Here is an 18,179-nt window from a genome sequence, read left to right as displayed (position 1 = left end):
GGTCCGAAGTATAACATGCAAAATTTATCCGGATCAAGCGCCCCCCCCCTGTACGGCGAGGAACCCATTGGCCAATAACGCAGTCATTTGAAAGAAACCTTGCCCCAAAAGATAAGGTTTCTTCAACTAGGAGGGAAAAGTTATTTATTCTTATTCGCTCGCCAAACCCCTGGGAGGTCGAGGCCTGCACTCGCTATGCGTCAGAGAATCGGCGGTTTCTGATTCCGCAATCGTGGGATTAGAGCTCTACACATCCGTGTTCAGGACGACGATTTTCTTTTATTAATATAGTCCTTGAATGCCTCATCCAGATAGGCGCTCGGCTGAGAAAGCGTTTCTGAAACCCTTGAAAGATAGTGTTCCTTCCCTTCCTCAATCTCCTCTTTGAGAAGTTCAAAGAATGTATCATCTTGAATACCTTCATCAACCTTCTTTGGATTGTAAAGCGCAATATCGGACACGATGATTCGGGCAAGGCGCTTTGCATCCTTTTGCTCTGCTGATTCTTCTACCTCAGCTGCCGCAGCCGCTTCCGGGGCTTCAACCCCGGAAGCCTGATCTGATTCTTCGGCAGGAGTCGCCTCTGCAACTGCAACAAAAGAGACGTCCTCTTCCATTGCGTTTGCAGGGGTCTTTTCTTCATCATCAACCGCCTCTTCCCTCACGAACAGATTCTCAACCTTATCAAGGAGTCTTTTCTGGATCAGACTGCGATCGATATAAGCATCCGCCCCCAACAGAGAATCCGAGGCAGGACGATTCGTTGACCTGTCATACATGGAAGCCACGAGAATGACTGCCGTTTCCCGCAATTCAGGGTCATTCTTGATTTCTGAACACAGTTCTGTCCCCACGATCTCAGAAAGGCCCATATCGATCAAGGTAATCGCCGGTCGATGCTGTCGAATTGATGAGAAGGCCTCTTTCCCGGTAGGGACATCGAGTACGGAAAACTGGGGTTCGACCAGGATCTCCTTAATCAACTCCCGGGTCCCCTCTCCATCAATGCAAAGAAGAACCTTTCTTTGACCGTCGGATAACGCATCAATCGGCATGGCCGCCCCATCACCCGGGTCAGACGCATTCTTAAGTGCATCAATGACCTCAATGCTTATTTCTACTTTTAATGTGGCTTGACAGGCAGGACATGAAGTCGTCCCATCCTTATTAAACGAACTGGGATCCAACGGTAACTCTGATTGGCATTTCGGACAGGCTGCACTCATTATATCTCTCCATTTATTGTTGTCATAAACTCATTCATTACGACACGCCACCCCGTGATTAGATCTTAAATCTCGAACTATTTCCTTCCAGTACTTTTGTCTGTTTCGTCAGTTCCGAAACGGCAGAGCTGACTTTAATTGCTCCACCCTTAGTCGCGAAAGAGTACTCTCCTGTTCGTCTTTCCCGGCGCGTGCATATTCAATCATTGTGTGCAAGAGGTGGATCTCATCTCCTAAAATATCGCGCATCTCTTCAGAAAAGGAGCGTTTTCCAAGCCTGACATCATCGAGCAATTCTTCAAGGAGGTGGCTCAATCGGGAAACCTGAGCAAACTCAAGAAGGGCAGGGTTTTTCCTGGTCACCGATAACGATTTTCCTTACGAACTTTTCCTGTCACTGACCTCCTGGAGTTTTCTCTCCAGCATCGCCTTTCCAAAAGCAAATCCGGCGACTTTCACAAAAACTTCCAACCCATCCGTATCTTTTATCGTAGATTGCTCGGGGAGATTATCGCCATAAAGGAGGACAATCACCCTCGATTCATTCATCAGAGGCGCCAGAAAAACTTCTTCGGGCCATCCCCCTCCGATTTGTTCAATAAAATATTGATGCCACTTTTCCTTTGGGAGGATCCCTTTGTAGCTGTTCTTTTTCTCCGTAATTTCTCTGAAGAGAGAGCGTTCATTCAGCGGGATACGGACACTTCTTATTCTTTCATCTGCCGACTCATCCTCAAAAGAAAGCCCGAATTGTCCTAACCCGACCATATCCTCCTTCCTCACCAGAAAGACCACTGCGCGGTTCATGACCTCGCTTGCATATCGTAATACGAGTAATGTGATTTCACTACGGCTTGTCGGTCCGGAAATTTCCTCGATCATTGCAGTCAAGAGGGCCAACTCATCCCGGGAAGATACTCTCTCCAGGCCAGAGGAGGAAGGGGCTAATCCGCTTTCTCCATCGCCCACGAGTACAAGATCTTCGCTTGACACACTTTTCTCTTGAAGTGTCGGCGCCGAGGGTCCCACGACTGTCTGCTTCTTTCCCGACGGTAAAGATTCGGCGGCCTTCACCTCCTCTTGCTCACGATCATACTCATGATGGAGGCGACTTGCCTCCATCATGAGAAAATCCATACTCAGACCCTCATCCAGGATGGGATCATTCTCCACCACTTTTCCAAGTTCAAAGTGAAAAGATCCCGTTTCCCAGCTGAGAAAATCGCGAAGGACTCCGCCAAATGGCTTTTCAACTCAGCTTGGAGTGCCTTCTTTGTGATTGCCCCGATATTGATCAGGATCGTTCCAACCGGGTGCCGAACTTTTTCTGTCCGCTGTACCTTCAGCGCCCTCTCAAGTTCCCCGATGGTAATGACATTCTTACGGATCAACACATAACCGAGTTGACTGACACTGTCCGAAGTTCCATAAAAGAGCAAACCCTTGTTAAACACAAGGCGGCCTGTTCCCTCTTTTCAGATAATTGTCAAGACACCGGATCGCTTACTCAGACCAATGATCTGAATGATGTCCCCTAAACCTAAATCCTCTAAGCGACCTTCAAGACTCATAATGCATCACGTTAACCCAACTGGAGATGACCCGATTGCAAACCGCTGGACGGCTGGGATATCTCCGAGATCAACCCTCCGTATCCAATTCATAGCGATAACTCTCGACAATAGTATTTGCCAAGAGTTTTTCACACATCTCTTTAACCGTCTTTTCAGAAGTATCCCCTTCTGCAGGATCCAGAACCAATTCCAGAAATCTCCCGACACGAACCTCCTTCACCTGCTTAAATCCAAGCACGGTCAGTGCGCGTTCAACAGCCTTCCCCTGAGGATCCAAGATCCCATCCTTCGGTATCACATAAACTTTTGCCTTCATTCCTTCTCCCTCGTCATACACCGATCCCGGACAGATGTAATTACCTGTAACGACTCAGGTTGCCTAGATAAGGTTTCAGGGCAAGGCACGAGGAGCGCAGAACCGCAGCGTATGTTTTATACGTGAGGATTCGAGCACCACAGCAACGCCGCCATGGAACCTTAGATAGGTGACCTGAGTCGTTACAATAACTATTCATGAAAAACCCGTTTATAGACCCTATCGATATGCAGAAGATATTGTTTCGGATCAAAACAGGCATCCACTTCCTTCGCGCTCAGATAAGAGGATAGCTTATGGTCCTTTTTGAGAGACTCTTTAAATGATCCCCCTTTTTCATAGACCGACATCGCGGTTCTCTGGACCATCTCATAAGCCTCCTCTCGCTCCATGCCTTTCTTAATGAGACAAATCAGAACCTTTTGCGAAAAGAGAGTTCCACCCGTACGTTCAAGATTTTGGCGCATTCTATCCGGATAAACAACCAGACCTCGCATGATCTTTGTAAATCTGACCAGCATATAATCAAGCAACACCGTACTGTCCGGAAGAATAATCCGTTCAACCGAAGAATGGCTGATGTCCCTCTCATGCCATAAGGGGATATCTTCAAGGGCAGCGGAGGCATTTGACCGGATCACCCGGGCCAAACCGCAAATATTCTCTGAACCGACCGGGTTGCGCTTATGCGGCATCGCCGATGAACCCTTTTGCCCCGTCTCAAAAGGCTCTTCCGCCTCAAGAACCTCCGTCCGTTGAAGATGTCGAATCTCTACGGAAAACTTCTCAAGGCTGGCCGCAATCAGAGCAAGGGCCTGTAGATACTGAGCATGACGGTCCCTTTGGACAATCTGATTTGAAACCGGTTCAGGCTTCAGTCCGAGTTTACCGCACACGTAGTCTTCAACAGAGGGGGAGAGATGGGCATAGGTCCCCATGGCGCCAGAAATTTTCCCGAATGAAATGATTTCCCTCGCTTCACGCATGCGAACAAGGTTGCGTTCCATCTCCGCATACCATATCGCTATTTTCAGACCAAAGGTGACCGGTTCTCCATGTATGCCGTGGGAGCGTCCGATCATAATGGTCTCTTTATATTGCACCGCTTTTTCTTTAAGAAGTTCAAGGAGGGAAACAAGATCTTCAATCAAAAGATCGGCCGCCTCACGCATCTGGAGCGCAAGGGCGGTATCGAGTACATCGGAGGAGGTCATTCCCATGTGGAGGAAGCGTCCTTCTTCTCCCACCTTCTCGGTGATGGAGGAAAGGAAGGCGATCACATCATGCTTAACCACCTTTTCCAGGGCGTCGATCCGGTCTGGATCAATCCTGGCTTTTGATCGAATTACATTGAAGGCCGACTCCGGAACTTCTCCTTCACGGACCATGGCTTCACAGGCAAGAAGCTCAACCTTCAACCACATCTCGTACTTATTCGCTGAGGCCCAGATGGCAGACATCCGGGGTCGGCTGTACCGATCAATCATATTCCGCTATCCCATCTTAGGCTTGTCAGAGAAATAAAGAATCTACTGCGGTAATGGAAAATAGGCCCATTTTTCATACACCTCGTCACGATTCTATTTCTCCGACAGACTCCTGATTAAGAAAAAGAGTACGACGTAGGACCGGTGATAGCCCTCGATTCGGGAGAATAATTGCCTTTCAAAAGATTTCGGTCATTGAGAATCTTTTGTTGAAGGCGCTTGGCCCCTTCTCCCTCCTTAATCACGAAGGTGAGGTTAAATTCCTTCTTCTTCCCCATCGCTTTCGCCTCCGCGCGCCATCCGGTCAAAAAAGATTCCATCAGAAGGCTCAGGTCAAGCGCCTGATTTTCCGGGACGAAGAGTTCAACCGCCCGTTCACGCACATTCAGACCATTTATCGAGTGATACAGGCGCCTGGCAACGGATTTTATTTGTGGATAGCTGTATGTCTCACACGTTCCCAATCCAACCAGAATGATCTTGGACACCTGGAGCTTATCTTGTGGCGCAACGAGAAGAACTTCACCTAATCTTCCGGTCATTTTATTCTGCATCATCAAGCCTGAAATGATTCCACCGTAGAGCCAATCAATTTCACCCGCCATACCCCCCAAGGGTCGAACATCCTCAAAACAAGAAACAACAAGGACTTCAGAGCGCAATTTAGACAATTTTCCAGAGAAAAGATTAATCTGCATCGCCAGAAGTCTCAATCTTTTGGTGACCAGCCCTTAATGGCGTTAAATCTTGATGAATGTGATCCAGGATCCCGTTTACAAACGCACCAGAATCTTCATTCCCATATTTTTTTGCAATTTCGATCGCCTCATTAATCGTCACCTTCGGGGGGATCTCTTCTAGATAGAGAAGTTCGAAGGTGGAAAATCGAAGAACACACCGATCTATCAGGGCCATCCTTTCAGGAGACCAATTTTCCGTGTAACGACCAATAATCAGATCGATCTCATCCCGGTGCAGAAAAACCCCTTCCACAAGAAGTTCCGCAAAGGACCGGACTTGCGAGACCGCCTTCTTCAGGATCGAAACCCGTGCTGTTGGCCCATCTTGACCCGGACAAAAATCGTCCTGAAAAAGAACCTGAAGGGCCAATTCTCTTGATTTTCGTCTGAATCCCATCTAGATACTATCAGCTTCACCCCCTCCTTCTGATAAAGAGAGAGGACCTGTTCACTTAAAGTTTTTATACAAATGTGCCATCTCGATCGCAGCCAACGCCGCCTCTGATCCCCTGTTTCTATGACGACCCGATCGGGCAGAGGCTTGTTCTACCGTCGTTGTTGTTAAGATACCAAAGATAACAGGCAAACCGAGTTCAAGCGAGAGTTGGCCTATGCCTCGACTGACTTCGGTACATATATAGTGAAAATGGGGGGTTTCACCTTGAATCACCGCCCCCAAACAGACCAGTGAATGAAACCGTCCCAGAAGCCCGATTTGTTTCGCCACACCGGGGATCTCGAAGGCTCCTGGAACAGAGGCAATTTCAATATCCTCAGGCCTCGTCCCTCGTTCTTCGAAAGTCTCAAGCGCTCCCTTCAGAAGGCCATTGGTAATCGGTCGGTTGAACCTGCTGACAATAAGTCCAAACCGCAAACCGGCCCCAATCTTCCCCCCCTTCCACCGACGCACCTTCATTGGAGTCCCCCGCGAAAGGCCTTCTCTGTTCCGGTCAGACCTGGCTTAAAATGTGTCCCAGCTTGTCCTTCTTGGTTCGAAGATAATGGACATTTTTTTCGTGAGGGGCAACTTCGATCGGCACACGCTCGCTAACTTCCAGACCATAACCATCCAAGCCAACGATTTTTCTCGGATTATTAGTCATTAAACGGATTTTTCGGAGACCAAGATCGACCAATATTTGAGCTCCGATCCCATAATCCCTCAGATCATCCTTGAAACCAAGATCAATGTTCGCTTGGACCGTATCACGTCCACTGTCCTGGAGCGCATAGGCCTTGAGCTTGTTGACCAGACCAATTCCCCGACCCTCCTGATTCAGGTAAAGCAGAACACCCGCCTTTTCCTGCTCAATCCGCTTCATGGCCGCATGTAATTGCTCTCCACAGTCGCAACGTTTCGAAACGAAGATGTCCCCGGTGACGCATCCGGAATGGACACGAACCAGAACGGGCCGCTTTCCCTTGACCTTTCCTTTCACAAGCGCAATATGACACTCATGATCAATCTCATTCTGGTAGGCGATCGCCTTGAAGTCCCCATATTCCGTTGGCAGATTTGCCTCGGCAACGCGCTTAACAAGGGACTCCCGCACCATTCGATATCCAATCAGGTCCTTGATGGTCACCAACCTCAGACCATGGCGACGGCCAAACGCAAGCAGGTCAGGCATACGGGACATTGACCCATCTTCATTCATGATCTCGCAGATCACCCCTGCCGGGATAAGACCTGCCAAACGGGCCAGATCGACCGAGCCTTCCGTCTGGCCCGCCCGTTTTAACACTCCTCCATTTTGGGCCTTGATCGGGAAGATATGCCCGGGCCGAACCAGATCATCCGGCTCCGCCTTGGGATTGACCGCTGCCTGAATGGTCATCGCACGATCCATCGCAGAAATTCCAGTAGTCACCCCTTTCCGGGAATCGATTGAAATTGTAAAATTCGTTCCGAAAGAAGAGGTATTTTCACGGGTCATCGGACTCAGTTGCAAGTGCTCTGCATGATCTTCGGTGAGAGTCAGACAGATCAGACCCCGGCCATGCTTCGCCATGAAGTTGATCCCCTCATGGGTGATCTTCTCCGCCGCAATGACCAGATCGCCTTCATTTTCTCGATCCTCATCATCACTGAGGATGACCATCTTCCCCTTTTTGAGGTCAGCGAGCGCCTCCTCAATGACCTGAAATTTCACTGAAACTTCTCCATTTCTCAAAAAAAAGACAGACCGTCCCGCTCTAACTATATAAGAGCTGCCGGATTTTGTCAAACAACGCACAAACAAAGAAACAAGCACATACAGTCATCAAAACAACGAAAAGAGGGGCCTACCTCAATCGGCAAAACCCCCCTTCCTTAGTTGATCAAATCGCCTTTTTAAATGTCGTAATAAAGAGAAAATTCGTAAGGATGCGGACGGACACGAATTGCGTCCACCTCATTTTCTCTCTTATAGGAAATCCAGGTCTGGATGATATCCTCTGTAAAGACATCCCCCTTCAGCAGGAAGGCATGATCGGCCTCCAAGGCATCCAATGCCTCTTCCAGACTTGCCGGCATCGTCTTAAGTGCCGCCGCCTCTTTTGCGTCCAGCTCATAAAGGTTCTTATCAACCGCTTCTCCGGGATCGATCTTGTTCTCTATCCCGTCCAGTCCCGCCAGAAGCATGGCACTGAAGGCCAGATAGGGGTTGCAGGTCGGATCCGGGAACCGAACTTCAATCCGCTTTGTCTTCGGGTTGTTCGAATACATCGGAATACGGATAGAAGCACTCCGATTCCGGCTCGAATAGGCCAGATTAACCGGGGCCTCGAAGCCGGGCGTGAGACGTTTGTAGGAATTGGTTGTCGGATTTGTCAAGGCTGCCAAAGCGGTGGCATGTTTTAAAATACCGCCGATATAATAAAGACACATCTTGCTGACTCCGGCATAGTCATCCCCCGCGAAGAGTGGCTCCCCCTTTTTCCAGATACTCTGATGGACGTGCATTCCTGATCCGTTGTCCCCAAAAATGGGCTTCGGCATGAAGGTCACCGTTTTGTTATGCCGTTTTGCGACATTTTTGGCGATATATTTATACAGCATGAGCTTATCAGCCATTTTCACCAATGAGTCAAAGCGCATGTCTATTTCGGCCTGGCCGGCTGTCGCCACTTCGTGATGTTCTTTTTCGATCCGGATACCGGCCTTTTCCATCTCGAGAACCATTTCGCCCCGGAGATCTTCCTGGCTATCAACTGGCGGGACCGGAAAGTAACCCTGCTTATGTCGGGGCTTGTGGCCAAGGTTCACGCCCTCTTTGCCACTATTCCAGGCCGCTTCTTCCGATTCGATAAAATAATACCCGGAATCGGGTCCCTGATCAAAACGGATTCCGTCGAAGATAAAAAACTCGGCTTCGGGCCCGAAATAGGCAATATCACCAATGCCTGTTGACTTCAGGTATGCTTCTGCCTTTTTCGCAATCGTACGGGGATCTTTCTCGTAAGCCACATTCAGGATAGGATCCTTAATGGTGCAAATCACTGAAAGCGTCGGTATTTTCGCAAAAGGGTCCATGATGGCTGTGGTAGGATCAGGAACCGCCAGCATATCGCTGTTGTTGATCGCGGCCCAGCCGCGGATACTTGAGCCGTCAAAACCGGATCCCTCTTCAAATATCTCCTCTGAGAACTCACTGATCGGCGTTACAAAGTGCTGCCAGCTGCCTATAAAATCGACAAACTTAAAGTCGACCAGCTTTACATTGTTTTTTCGGGCAAACTCCATTACCTCTTTGGGTGTCATGCGATCTTTTTCCTCCTTTTTCCTGAGATTTTTTCCTTCCGCTTCCTGTTCATTTCATCTTTCACATTGGTTTCTTTCTCCACCTGATAAAAACTACGGTACCGGTTGGTAATCGGCATCCGGCGATCTTTCCCCAGGGCACGCGGAGTAATCTTGATCCCGACCGGGGATTGTCTTCGTTTGAACTCCGACGCATCGACCAGGGCAATCACCCTTGAAACGGTCCCCTGCTCAAAACCCATCGCCACAATTTCATCAAAACGCTTGTCCTCCTCCACATAAGCCCACAATATCGGGTCGAGGATATCATAAGGAGGAAGACTGTCCTGATCCGTCTGGTTCAGGCGCAACTCTGCAGTGGGAGGCCGGGTTAAAATACGTGAAGGGATCACCCGTTTCCCCCATCTGTTTCGCGCTCTTGCAAGCTTGTAGACAGATCGCTTCCAGATATCCTTGATGACGGCAAAACCGCCCGCCATATCACCATAGAGTGTCGTATATCCAACACTGAACTCACTCTTATTCCCTGTCGTCAGAACAATCCACCCAAACTTGTTCGAAAGGGCCATCAGAATATTTCCCCGAATACGGGACTGGAGGTTTTCTTCTGTGATGTCCTCATCCCATCCTTTAAATGGCTTGGAAAGGAGGGAGAGATAGGATTGAAATAGTGGTTCAATAGAATGGGTAATCAAGCGAATCTTCAGATTCTCAGCAAGGGTCCGAACATCTTCTACACTCTCCGGAGAGGTATAACGAGACGGCATAAACACACCGACAACATTTTCTTTTCCCAGGGCATCAACGGCGATCGCAGCGGTCAAGGCGGAATCAATTCCTCCTGAAAGACCGATCACTCCACATTTGAACCCGTTTTTTCTGACATAATCAGTCAGCCCCAGGGTCAGGGCATGATAAATCTCGCGCAGCAGAGCATACTTTTTTAGAATAACAGGAACACGCGTCTTCCGCCTGAGCTTCTCTTTCTTTTCACTGAAAACCCATTTTTTTACTTCAGGAAAATCGGTTGTCAATTTTACTTTTCTCCGCCTGGATTTCCGCCATCTTGCCTGTAAAACACCATCAAGGGAAAGATCCATGATCATCAATGACTCTTCGAATTGTTCCCCTCGCCCCTGAAGAACTCCCTGTTCATTAAACAGGAGGCTTCCTCCATCAAACACGAGCTCATCCTGTCCACCCACCATGTTGACGTAAGCCACCATGACAGCATTTTCCCTGGCACGCGCCGCCAGCATTTCTTCACGTAACTTTCCCTTTTCAGCATGATAAGGAGAAGCGTTAATATTGACAATCAGCTCCGCCCCCCCTGCCAGGGATTGGGCACGGACAGGACCTTCCGGATACCAGATATCTTCACAAATATTCACGCCGACAGAAACGCCCTGTAGGGTAAAGACAGGTGCCGTTTCCCCGGCATGAAAATAACGGTTTTCATCAAAAACACCGTAATTAGGGAGGTAGCATTTCTGATAGACCAGGCCGATACGTCCGTGATGTATAACGGCCGCGGCGTTATACAGCGCTTCCTCACGGTGAATGAACCCGACCACAACTGTAATCCCGTCGCTCTTCTGAACCACCTGGCCAAGTGCATTCAAATTGTCATCAATAAACTGCGGTTTAAGGAGAAGGTCTTCAGGGGGATAACCCGGGATCGCCAATTCCGGAAAAGCAATCAGATCGACCTTATCCTTCCTTGCCCGGTCGATCGCGTCACTGATTTTCTCGACATTCCCAGAGAGGTCTCCGACGGTACAGTTTATCTGAGCTAAAGCAATTCGCAGGATTCTCATTTTTCTTGAGTGAATGGTTTCCGTTTCAATACATTTGGAGGGTGGAACACAAAAAAGGCGCCCCCATCACTGGAAAAGACGCCCTTGTCCCCCAACTAAAATTTAATCCGCACCCCGTTGGGGATGTTTGCATATCGATTAATTTTTGTCAAGAAGATTTAGATTCTCAGAATCTGAATGGAGGTTATGGGTGTCTAAGCCCTTCCTGACCCGACGGACCTGTAACACCCCGTCCAGGGATTCCAGCTTATTAAAAACCTTATCCAGTTGCCTGATGTCGACAATATCAATAACAAAATGAAACATCGCTCTCTTATCATCCGTCGTAATGATCTCAGCATGACTGATATTGGCTCCTGAACGCGTAATCGACGAGGATACGGAGGCAAGGAGACCCGGCTTGTCAACCGTGAGGACGGTAATGTCCATTGAATGCGTCGATTCGCCGCCTTTCTCCCAATCCACCTCGACAAGACGTTCCTTGTCGTAATCAAGTGCGTCAATATTCGGGCAGTCCACGGTATGGATTGACAAGCCCCGACCCCGTGTAATAAAGCCAATAATCTGATCGCCCGGAACCGGAGAACAACATTTTGAAAGGTGAATCAGGATATCATCCAATCCCTTTACTTTAACTTTGCTCCTGCCCAAACCAACACGTTTAATAATCTTGTCCTTGAAGCTTTCTTTCATCTTCGGTTCGAAAATCAGGGGGCGGATCACTTGTTGGGTCGAAATTTTTCCATACCCGATTGCCACGAAAAGTTCTTCAATTGAATGGACCCCATTCTCTTTCACCTCGGACAGGATTTGTTTTGATTTAAGAGCCTCTGATGGGCTTAAATTTGCCTTTCTCAATTCCCGCTCCAGAATTCTCTTCCCGATTTCCAGACTTTGAGCGCGCTCTTCTTCCTGGATCAGATGTTTAATCTTTGTCTTCGCCTTAGAGGTCTTCACTATTTTCAGCCAATCCTTGCTTGGCTTCTGTGAAGGAGAGGTCATAATCTCAACCGTGTCTCCACTCTTTAATTGATAACGTAAGGGTGCAATGCGACCGTTTACCTTTGCACCGACACAATGGTTCCCGATTTCCGTGTGGATCCCGTATGCAAAATCAATCGGAGTGGAACCCTTCATTAATTCCTTGACCTCTCCTTTAGGACTGAAAACATAAACCACATCGGTAAAGAGCTCCGTTTTAACGGAGTCCATAAACTGCCGCGTATCGACGAGGTCCTGCTGCCATTCCACCAACTGACGCAACCAGGAAAAGATCTTCTCATCTTTTTCATTCACCTGGCCGCCCTTTTTGTAAACCCAGTGGGATGCAATCCCTTCTTCGGCGATCCGGTGCATCTCTGTCGTCCTGACCTGAAATTCGACATGCCTCCCTTCAGGGCCGATCACGGTCGTATGGAGAGATTGATATAAATTTGATTTTGGTATCGCGATGTAATCCTTAAAACGCCCCGGGACAGGTCTCCAGAGGGAATGGATCAGGCCGAGCAAGGCATAACAATTCATCGAGGAACTGGCAATGACCCGAATCCCCATCAGGTCATGCACCTCCTCAAATGGAATTCCGTAACGTTCCATTTTTTGATATATTCCGAAGAAGTGTTTTGTACGTCCTGTTATCTGGCAATCAAATTTGTTTTCCTTTAACGCCTTTTCAACCAGCTTAATTACAGCAAGGACATATTTTTCCCGTTCTCCTCGCCCTGTTTTTACCTTCTTCACCAGAGTCTGGTAGACATCCGGTTTCAAAAATCTGAGACAGTGGTCTTCCAGTTCGGACTTGATCCAGGAAATTCCCAGCCGGCTCGCAAGCGGGGCATAGATATCCAGCGTCTCTTGTGCAATCCGTTTTTGTTTCACTTCGGGTAGGGAATCGAGTGTTCGCATATTGTGAAGCCGATCGGCAAGTTTAATCAATAAAACACGGATATCCTCGGCCATCGAAACAATCATTTTCCTGAAGTTTTCCGCCTGTTTTTCCTGATAACTCCTGAAAACAATTTTTCCGATCTTGGTCACCCCATTGACCAGAGCAGCAATATCCTGTCCAAATTCTCGTTTTAATTCGTCAACAGAATGTGGGGTGTCCTCAACAACATCGTGTAAGAGACCGGCGGCCACCGAGTGAATGTCCAGTTTGAGCTTTGTCAAAATACCGGCGACCTCCAGGGGGTGATACAGATAGGGTTCACCAGACCACCTCCGCTGTCCTTCATGGGCCTTTTTGGAAAAGGCATAGGCCTTGATCAACAAGGAAAGATCAGCCTGGGGTGAATACTCACGGATCCGCTCTGCGATCTGATCAAAAGATGTCGTTGGACGACCAATTTTGAGAGATTTAATGTGCATAGATCAACTTTCCGGTCTGATAAGGACCTTTAAGCCTGTTGAGCACGCATCGCGATGGGCGGAAAAGACACACATCATCGATAATATTCCTGCGCTACATCGGAACCCGGCAACTCGTTTAATGGTAATAATTCAAGGAAGGGTTGTCAAGGCAACTGCGGGGACAAAAGACGTCATCGCGGAAGGAGGGAACTCAGAAAAAATACTTTGCGACATCAATATTGTATTTTGTCGCATCAATCACCTTCGTGATCTCGCATAGATAAGACTCATCTTCACCCTTCTCTGTCAAATCAACTACCTTTTCATCGACCTCCACACCTGATGCGTCAAGAATAATCCTCACTTTTGGACGATCACTCTTTTCCGGATTTGGATTGGACGAATAAACAATACCCATTTCGCCCGTATTTAACATCACCAGTGTCCCGATCGGATAAACACCGATGGCATTGACGAAAAGTTTGAGCAGAATGGGATCAAAGGCCGTCCCGCTCTTCGCAATCATGAATTTGAGGGCCTTATCCGGAGGGAAGGGGGTCCGGGAATAAACGCGGGAAGCCGTTAAGGCATCATAACAATCGACAATACAGATGATCCGTCCCAGAAGGCTCAACTTTCTTTTATTGGCCAATTTTGGATACCCGGAAAGATCATAGTTCAGATGATGTTCAAAGGCCCCGATGGTCACACGAACTGCCATCTCATTGATCCCCTTCAGGCGAACCAATTCCTTCACAGACAAGATCGGATGGGTCCGCATAATATCCCACTCTTCTTCTGTAAAATCAGTCGGCTTATTTAGTATCTCCAGCGGGATGAGGAACTTTCCGAGGTCATGGAAGAGGGCCGCCATTCCCAACTCGGCCAGGCGCTTTTTTGTGTAACCAATCCTCTGTCCGATGGCAAGTGCCAAAATGCAGACGTTGACCGAATGGTTATAAGTATACTCATCATGATCTCTCAGATTGGTCAGACCGAGAAGGGTGGAGTCTTCCTGTAATATCAAGTCGACCATCGATTGGACCACTCTCTTTGCCTTCTTAAGACTCACTGCCTTTTTGAGCTTGATGCTCTCCATCACCTCACCCACCGCAGTCACCGTACTCAGATAGGTCTTCTTGGCCAACTCCTTTTTATCTCTGAAGACATCCTCAACATCCTCTCTTTCCTTCCTTTCATCATAAATCTCAATTCCAGGATTTTTAAGATCTGCACTCTCAAGCAACTCTGTTAATCGTTCATAGGGCTTCGGGAGAAGGGTATTCGCGCGGGAGAATATTGTGCAGAATTTCAGAATTTCCTCTACTGTAATCCCCGGAGAGAAAATGATGCTCCCTACTTTTCTTTTCTTCATCTCCTCATTCACCAACATGAGATTATTGAAACCGTCGATATCAACCTTGAGCTTGGTATCTCCCAAAAAGAGATAGTCTCCCTCAAGATTCAGGACAACATCCGGATCGGACAAAAAAAGGTCATTCAAGGTCTGAAAAAGATTTTGGGTCGGCTGCTGGAGGGCAATATTACTTGAGTCATGAAGTTGTGTTGTCTTAATGAGAATTGCAAGCTGATTCACCAGGTTCTTACCCAGGTCGGCACTTTCTTCATCATAACTCTTTGGGCGGGTATCTTGTGTCATATCTGTTTGACTTCCAAAGAACTGAGCGCCTTGGCACATGCCTCTCTGATGGCCTTGTTCCTGGAAGTGCCTCCTTTCTGAAGCACCTCTATGGCCAGTGGCGAAGCAATCCGTTTCAGCGCACGGGCCGCACAAAGTCCTTTCTCTTCTTTTCTAGCATCCCTGAATAAGGTCCATCGAAAATAAAGATGTTTCTGCATCTCAGGGACCGATTCGTCGCCTCCGATCATCGCGACAGCATTAAAATATTCTTTCTTCTCATAAAAATCCTTGGAGTCAAAAGCTTTGGAAGAGATCACCTCTTTCAGGGGAGCCAAGCCTTCCTTAACGCCTTTTCTCGCCAGGCTCTTGATCACAAAAATGCGATTTGCCTGGTCAGGGTCCACAATAAATTGGGTCATCAACTGCCTTGCTTTTTCGTCTTCCATCGCATCCAATGCATGAAGAACCTCCTTGCGCACCTTGGGTTCCACATGTTTCCTGAATCGAGAAAAGGCCTGAATAATCTGATTATCCCCAATTTTCCCCAACACATAGATCAGATTTCGAACCAGAAACCATCTCTCATCCTTGAGTCTTGAGATGATACTCCCAACATCCATTCTTCCCAGTTCGACCAAGGCATCACATAATATCCGTCGGGTCTTCATATTTTTTACCGAGGCCAGAAGATCTATGGTTGGAGGAATAACATTTCTTTCAAAAAGGATCATAAAAGAGAAGAGTTCCTTATTAAAATCTGGCCTAGCCGTATTCAAAAACGGCTCAAGTAAAACCATCTTCTTTGAATTACCCGCATTCTTTAGTGCATTTCTCACCAAGGTTTCGATCGGCTCCGGTAACTTCTTGGAGGGATCCAGCATCTCCCAGAAAAATTCCAGAACCTTCTTCGCGTGACTAAGATCGCCTCGACTCATCAGCCTGTTGAAAATATTGTCAAGGATGTCCAGGATTTCAGAGAAAATGGGAACCTGCCGCTCAATCCGTAAGATATCAAATAAGATCCCGATGAGCTCTCCAACAACGTTAAGGTCTTCCTCCCTCTGCATTTCCAGCTTTAATTTCACGATTTCTTCTTCAGTCAGTTTGAAGAGATGGAGGGAATGGATTTCGATCTTCCTCTGGACCTTAGGACTCAACTTGCCCAACGAAAGACTCCCCTCTTGCTTGAATACCGATTCAAGTTTTTGTTGGCTTGGACGTGTTGCCTGCATCTCTTTACAGGAGTCCATTTCCTGAGCATCGTTCTGGAGACTTTCCACAACCACATATTGAATATGAGACAGATTCTTCTCCCAAAGAATGGTCACAATATCATCATCAGCTTCTATATCGTCCCCTTCTCTTCCAAGCGCCTGCAAAAAATAGAGGACTTCATCCTGCTCGATCCCGGGGAGGAAGGATATTTCACGCATACCATCAATGAACAGCTTGAAGGCAATACTCTCCAACCGGTTGATATTTTCATAAACAACCTGTTCAGAACAGTAGAGTTCAAACTGTTTTACGCGAAGCCGTAGTGGTCCAAAACTCAGGAGATGCGCCTGGAGCCTCGTAACCAGCTGCTCAATAAATTTTTTATGTACCGGGTTATTCGGGAGGTATATCTTGAGGGTTTTTGCTGTCTTGGCAAGGGATTGAAGGACTTCCTTAGCGGACTTTGCTTCCTCTTCGTTAAATTCTACATCATCGCCTTTTCCTTCTTTCTTCGGTGTTTTTTCGTCCTCACCTGATTCACTTGCCTCGCTCATAGAGCAACTCCAAGAGTTTGATGAAATAGTATATCGTACAGAAAAATAAATGTCAAAATGTGAGCACCCTCTGCGGATCTTGACTTGAACGGGATAGCAGTCTATAGTACGTATTTTTCTAACAGGTTGATCTTGTGAAAGAATTCTCAGCATTGAAAGGATTCAAAGACCTTCTTCCCGGGGAGTCGGAGCGCTGGGAGTGGGTTGAATCCATCTCCAGAAAAACCTTCCGCGCTTTTGGCTTTTCCCCAATCAGGACACCGATACTCGAACGGACCGCACTCTTCACGCGAAGTATCGGAGAAACAAGCGATATTGTCGAAAAAGAGATGTACACTTTCCAGGACTGGAATGGGGGTCGCATCACCCTTCGCCCGGAAGGGACCGCTTCAGTTGTCCGAGCCTACCTCGAACACCGCTCCCAGGCACTAATATTTCCTACCAAGTTTTATTACTCAGGACCCATGTTTCGCCATGAACGTCCCCAGGCAGGTCGGCTTCGCCAATTTCACCAGTTGGGGGCTGAGATCATCGGAGAAATCGATCCGCGGCAGGATGTTGAACTTCTTTCTCTTTTACACACATTCTTCCTTAGATTAGATGTCGAAGGGCTGACTTTGGAGATCAACAGCCTCGGATGCCCGGTCTGCCGGCCCGCGTATCGTGCATCACTGCAAGCCTATCTTGAGAAACACCTCCCGGCACTTTGTGAAGACTGCCAAAGAAGATTCACGGCCAATCCCTTGAGAATCCTGGACTGCAAGAAGAAAGAATGTAGGGTAATCACAAAACAAGCCCCTCCACCTATGGACCACCTCTGTCAGGAATGCAGTGATCACTTCAAGGCTGTTGAGGAAGGACTTCAGGGGCTTAAAATATCTTATAAAATTCAGCCCCACCTCGTCCGTGGACTCGACTATTATACCAAAACAGCCTTTGAGATGACGACAACCGCATTGGGGGCACAGAACGCGGTCGCTGCGGGTGGAAGGTATGATGGCCTGATCGCTGCATTAGGGGGTCCCGCTACACCGGCGATCGGATTTGCGATCGGGATGGAGCGGCTGATGAAATTGGTCCCTCTCTCGCCGCTCCAAAATATGCCTCTCCACCTTTACCTGATCCCTCTGGGGAAAACCGCGGGAGAACAGCTCTTTCCGGTACTCTACGGCCTACGCCAAAAGGATATCTGCTGTGAAATGGGAAAGGGAAATGCCAGCCTCAAGAATCAAATGAAACGGGCCGACCGGCTGGGTGCCAGATTTGTGTTGATTGTTGGAGAGGATGAGATCGCCCAAGGCAGGGCCGTCTTACGTGATATGACGACAAAAAAACAGACCAATATTGAATTGACAGACCTAGCCAATACGATTCTTTCACAAATTGTCCAAACATAAGGGCCGTGACGATTCAGATTGCCTAGATTTTTTTTCCAGGACAAGGCGGGAGGAGCGGCTTACCGGAGCGTATGTACATACGTGAGGCTTTGAGCACCACATCAACGCAGTCATGGA

The 18,179-nt window shown here is 47.9% G+C and carries 16 protein-coding genes; 1 reads left to right on the top strand and 15 read right to left on the bottom strand.

Annotation, left to right across the window (positions count from 1 at the left end; all coding sequences use genetic code 11):
* Positions 1–260: 260 nt before the first annotated feature.
* The 15 genes from EYQ01_00385 to EYQ01_00315 form a co-directional block, all read right to left on the bottom strand.
* Positions 261–1,226 carry a response regulator gene (locus EYQ01_00385; GenBank protein HIE64273.1) on the bottom strand — a complete coding sequence of 322 codons (966 nt, stop codon included), beginning with the start codon at positions 1,224–1,226 and terminating at the stop codon, positions 261–263.
* A gap of 108 nt (positions 1,227–1,334) precedes the next feature.
* Positions 1,335–1,589 (bottom strand): hypothetical protein, encoded by a 255-nt coding sequence (locus EYQ01_00380; protein ID HIE64272.1) that lies wholly within the window; start codon positions 1,587–1,589, stop codon positions 1,335–1,337.
* Between the two features lie 15 nt (positions 1,590–1,604).
* Positions 1,605–2,363, bottom strand: coding sequence for a hypothetical protein (locus EYQ01_00375; GenBank protein HIE64271.1), 759 nt, complete (start codon positions 2,361–2,363; stop codon positions 1,605–1,607).
* A 2-nt stretch (positions 2,364–2,365) separates the two neighbouring features.
* Positions 2,366–2,680 carry a hypothetical protein gene (locus EYQ01_00370; protein HIE64270.1) on the bottom strand — a complete coding sequence of 105 codons (315 nt, stop codon included), beginning with the start codon at positions 2,678–2,680 and terminating at the stop codon, positions 2,366–2,368.
* Positions 2,681–2,867: 187 nt separating this feature from the next.
* Positions 2,868–3,116, bottom strand: coding sequence for a phosphoribosylformylglycinamidine synthase subunit PurS (gene purS, locus EYQ01_00365; protein ID HIE64269.1), 249 nt, complete (start codon positions 3,114–3,116; stop codon positions 2,868–2,870).
* A 191-nt stretch (positions 3,117–3,307) separates the two neighbouring features.
* A complete protein-coding gene (locus EYQ01_00360; protein ID HIE64268.1) occupies positions 3,308–4,603 on the bottom strand; it encodes an adenylosuccinate lyase in 1,296 nt (431 codons plus the stop codon).
* 116 nt (positions 4,604–4,719) lie between these two features.
* Positions 4,720–5,301, bottom strand: coding sequence for a hypothetical protein (locus tag EYQ01_00355; protein HIE64267.1), 582 nt, complete (start codon positions 5,299–5,301; stop codon positions 4,720–4,722).
* On the bottom strand, positions 5,291–5,740 hold the full coding sequence (gene nusB / locus EYQ01_00350; protein ID HIE64266.1) for a transcription antitermination factor NusB: 450 nt from the start codon (positions 5,738–5,740) through the stop codon (positions 5,291–5,293). The genes EYQ01_00355 and nusB overlap by 11 nt, the downstream gene beginning before the upstream one ends.
* Before the next feature lie 51 nt (positions 5,741–5,791).
* A complete protein-coding gene (locus EYQ01_00345) occupies positions 5,792–6,259 on the bottom strand; it encodes a 6,7-dimethyl-8-ribityllumazine synthase (GenBank protein HIE64265.1) in 468 nt (155 codons plus the stop codon).
* A 34-nt stretch (positions 6,260–6,293) separates the two neighbouring features.
* Entirely contained in the window at positions 6,294–7,496 is a 1,203-nt protein-coding gene (locus EYQ01_00340) for a bifunctional 3,4-dihydroxy-2-butanone-4-phosphate synthase/GTP cyclohydrolase II (protein HIE64264.1), read from the bottom strand.
* A 182-nt stretch (positions 7,497–7,678) separates the two neighbouring features.
* A complete protein-coding gene (gene glnA / locus EYQ01_00335) occupies positions 7,679–9,088 on the bottom strand; it encodes a type I glutamate--ammonia ligase (protein HIE64263.1) in 1,410 nt (469 codons plus the stop codon).
* Positions 9,085–10,905, bottom strand: a complete 1,821-nt coding sequence (locus tag EYQ01_00330; protein ID HIE64262.1) for an NAD+ synthase — start codon at positions 10,903–10,905, stop codon at positions 9,085–9,087. The genes glnA and EYQ01_00330 overlap by 4 nt, the downstream gene beginning before the upstream one ends.
* Before the next feature lie 138 nt (positions 10,906–11,043).
* The gene (locus tag EYQ01_00325; protein HIE64261.1) at positions 11,044–13,272 is read right to left on the bottom strand and encodes a bifunctional (p)ppGpp synthetase/guanosine-3',5'-bis(diphosphate) 3'-pyrophosphohydrolase; all 2,229 of its coding nucleotides are present in this window, start codon (positions 13,270–13,272) and stop codon (positions 11,044–11,046) included.
* A 193-nt stretch (positions 13,273–13,465) separates the two neighbouring features.
* The gene (locus tag EYQ01_00320; protein ID HIE64260.1) at positions 13,466–14,953 is read right to left on the bottom strand and encodes an HD-GYP domain-containing protein; all 1,488 of its coding nucleotides are present in this window, start codon (positions 14,951–14,953) and stop codon (positions 13,466–13,468) included.
* Positions 14,911–16,818: a HEAT repeat domain-containing protein gene (locus EYQ01_00315; protein HIE64259.1), complete on the bottom strand. Its 1,908-nt coding sequence runs from the start codon at positions 16,816–16,818 to the stop codon at positions 14,911–14,913. The genes EYQ01_00320 and EYQ01_00315 overlap by 43 nt, the downstream gene beginning before the upstream one ends.
* Between EYQ01_00315 and EYQ01_00310 the strand changes: the two genes are divergently transcribed.
* Positions 16,800–18,062: a histidine--tRNA ligase gene (locus tag EYQ01_00310; protein HIE64258.1), complete on the top strand. Its 1,263-nt coding sequence runs from the start codon at positions 16,800–16,802 to the stop codon at positions 18,060–18,062. The two genes, EYQ01_00315 and EYQ01_00310, sit on opposite strands and share 19 nt — an antisense overlap.
* The last annotated feature ends 117 nt before the right edge of the window (positions 18,063–18,179 follow it).

Source organism: Candidatus Manganitrophaceae bacterium, from assembly GCA_012960925.1.
GTDB lineage: Bacteria > Nitrospirota > Nitrospiria > SBBL01 > JAADHI01 > DUAG01.
The sequence above is the reverse complement of the archived record's forward strand: the minus strand, read 5'-3'. Positions and strand labels throughout refer to the sequence as shown.

Excerpts from the sequence above, each read along its gene's own strand:
- EYQ01_00320 (HIE64260.1), bottom strand. The coding sequence starts at position 14,953 with ATGTGCCAAGGCGCTCAGTTCTTTGGAAGTCAAACAGATATGACACAA.
- EYQ01_00355 (HIE64267.1), bottom strand. The coding sequence starts at position 5,301 with ATGCAGATTAATCTTTTCTCTGGAAAATTGTCTAAATTGCGCTCTGAA.
- nusB (HIE64266.1), bottom strand. The coding sequence starts at position 5,740 with ATGGGATTCAGACGAAAATCAAGAGAATTGGCCCTTCAGGTTCTTTTT.
- purS (HIE64269.1), bottom strand. The coding sequence starts at position 3,116 with ATGAAGGCAAAAGTTTATGTGATACCGAAGGATGGGATCTTGGATCCT.
- EYQ01_00315 (HIE64259.1), bottom strand. The coding sequence starts at position 16,818 with ATGCTGAGAATTCTTTCACAAGATCAACCTGTTAGAAAAATACGTACT.
- EYQ01_00360 (HIE64268.1), bottom strand. The coding sequence starts at position 4,603 with ATGATTGATCGGTACAGCCGACCCCGGATGTCTGCCATCTGGGCCTCA.
- glnA (HIE64263.1), bottom strand. The coding sequence starts at position 9,088 with ATGACACCCAAAGAGGTAATGGAGTTTGCCCGAAAAAACAATGTAAAG.
- EYQ01_00345 (HIE64265.1), bottom strand. The coding sequence starts at position 6,259 with ATGAAGGTGCGTCGGTGGAAGGGGGGGAAGATTGGGGCCGGTTTGCGG.
- EYQ01_00375 (HIE64271.1), bottom strand. The coding sequence starts at position 2,363 with ATGGATTTTCTCATGATGGAGGCAAGTCGCCTCCATCATGAGTATGAT.
- EYQ01_00385 (HIE64273.1), bottom strand. The coding sequence starts at position 1,226 with ATGAGTGCAGCCTGTCCGAAATGCCAATCAGAGTTACCGTTGGATCCC.
- EYQ01_00325 (HIE64261.1), bottom strand. The coding sequence starts at position 13,272 with ATGCACATTAAATCTCTCAAAATTGGTCGTCCAACGACATCTTTTGAT.
- EYQ01_00330 (HIE64262.1), bottom strand. The coding sequence starts at position 10,905 with ATGAGAATCCTGCGAATTGCTTTAGCTCAGATAAACTGTACCGTCGGA.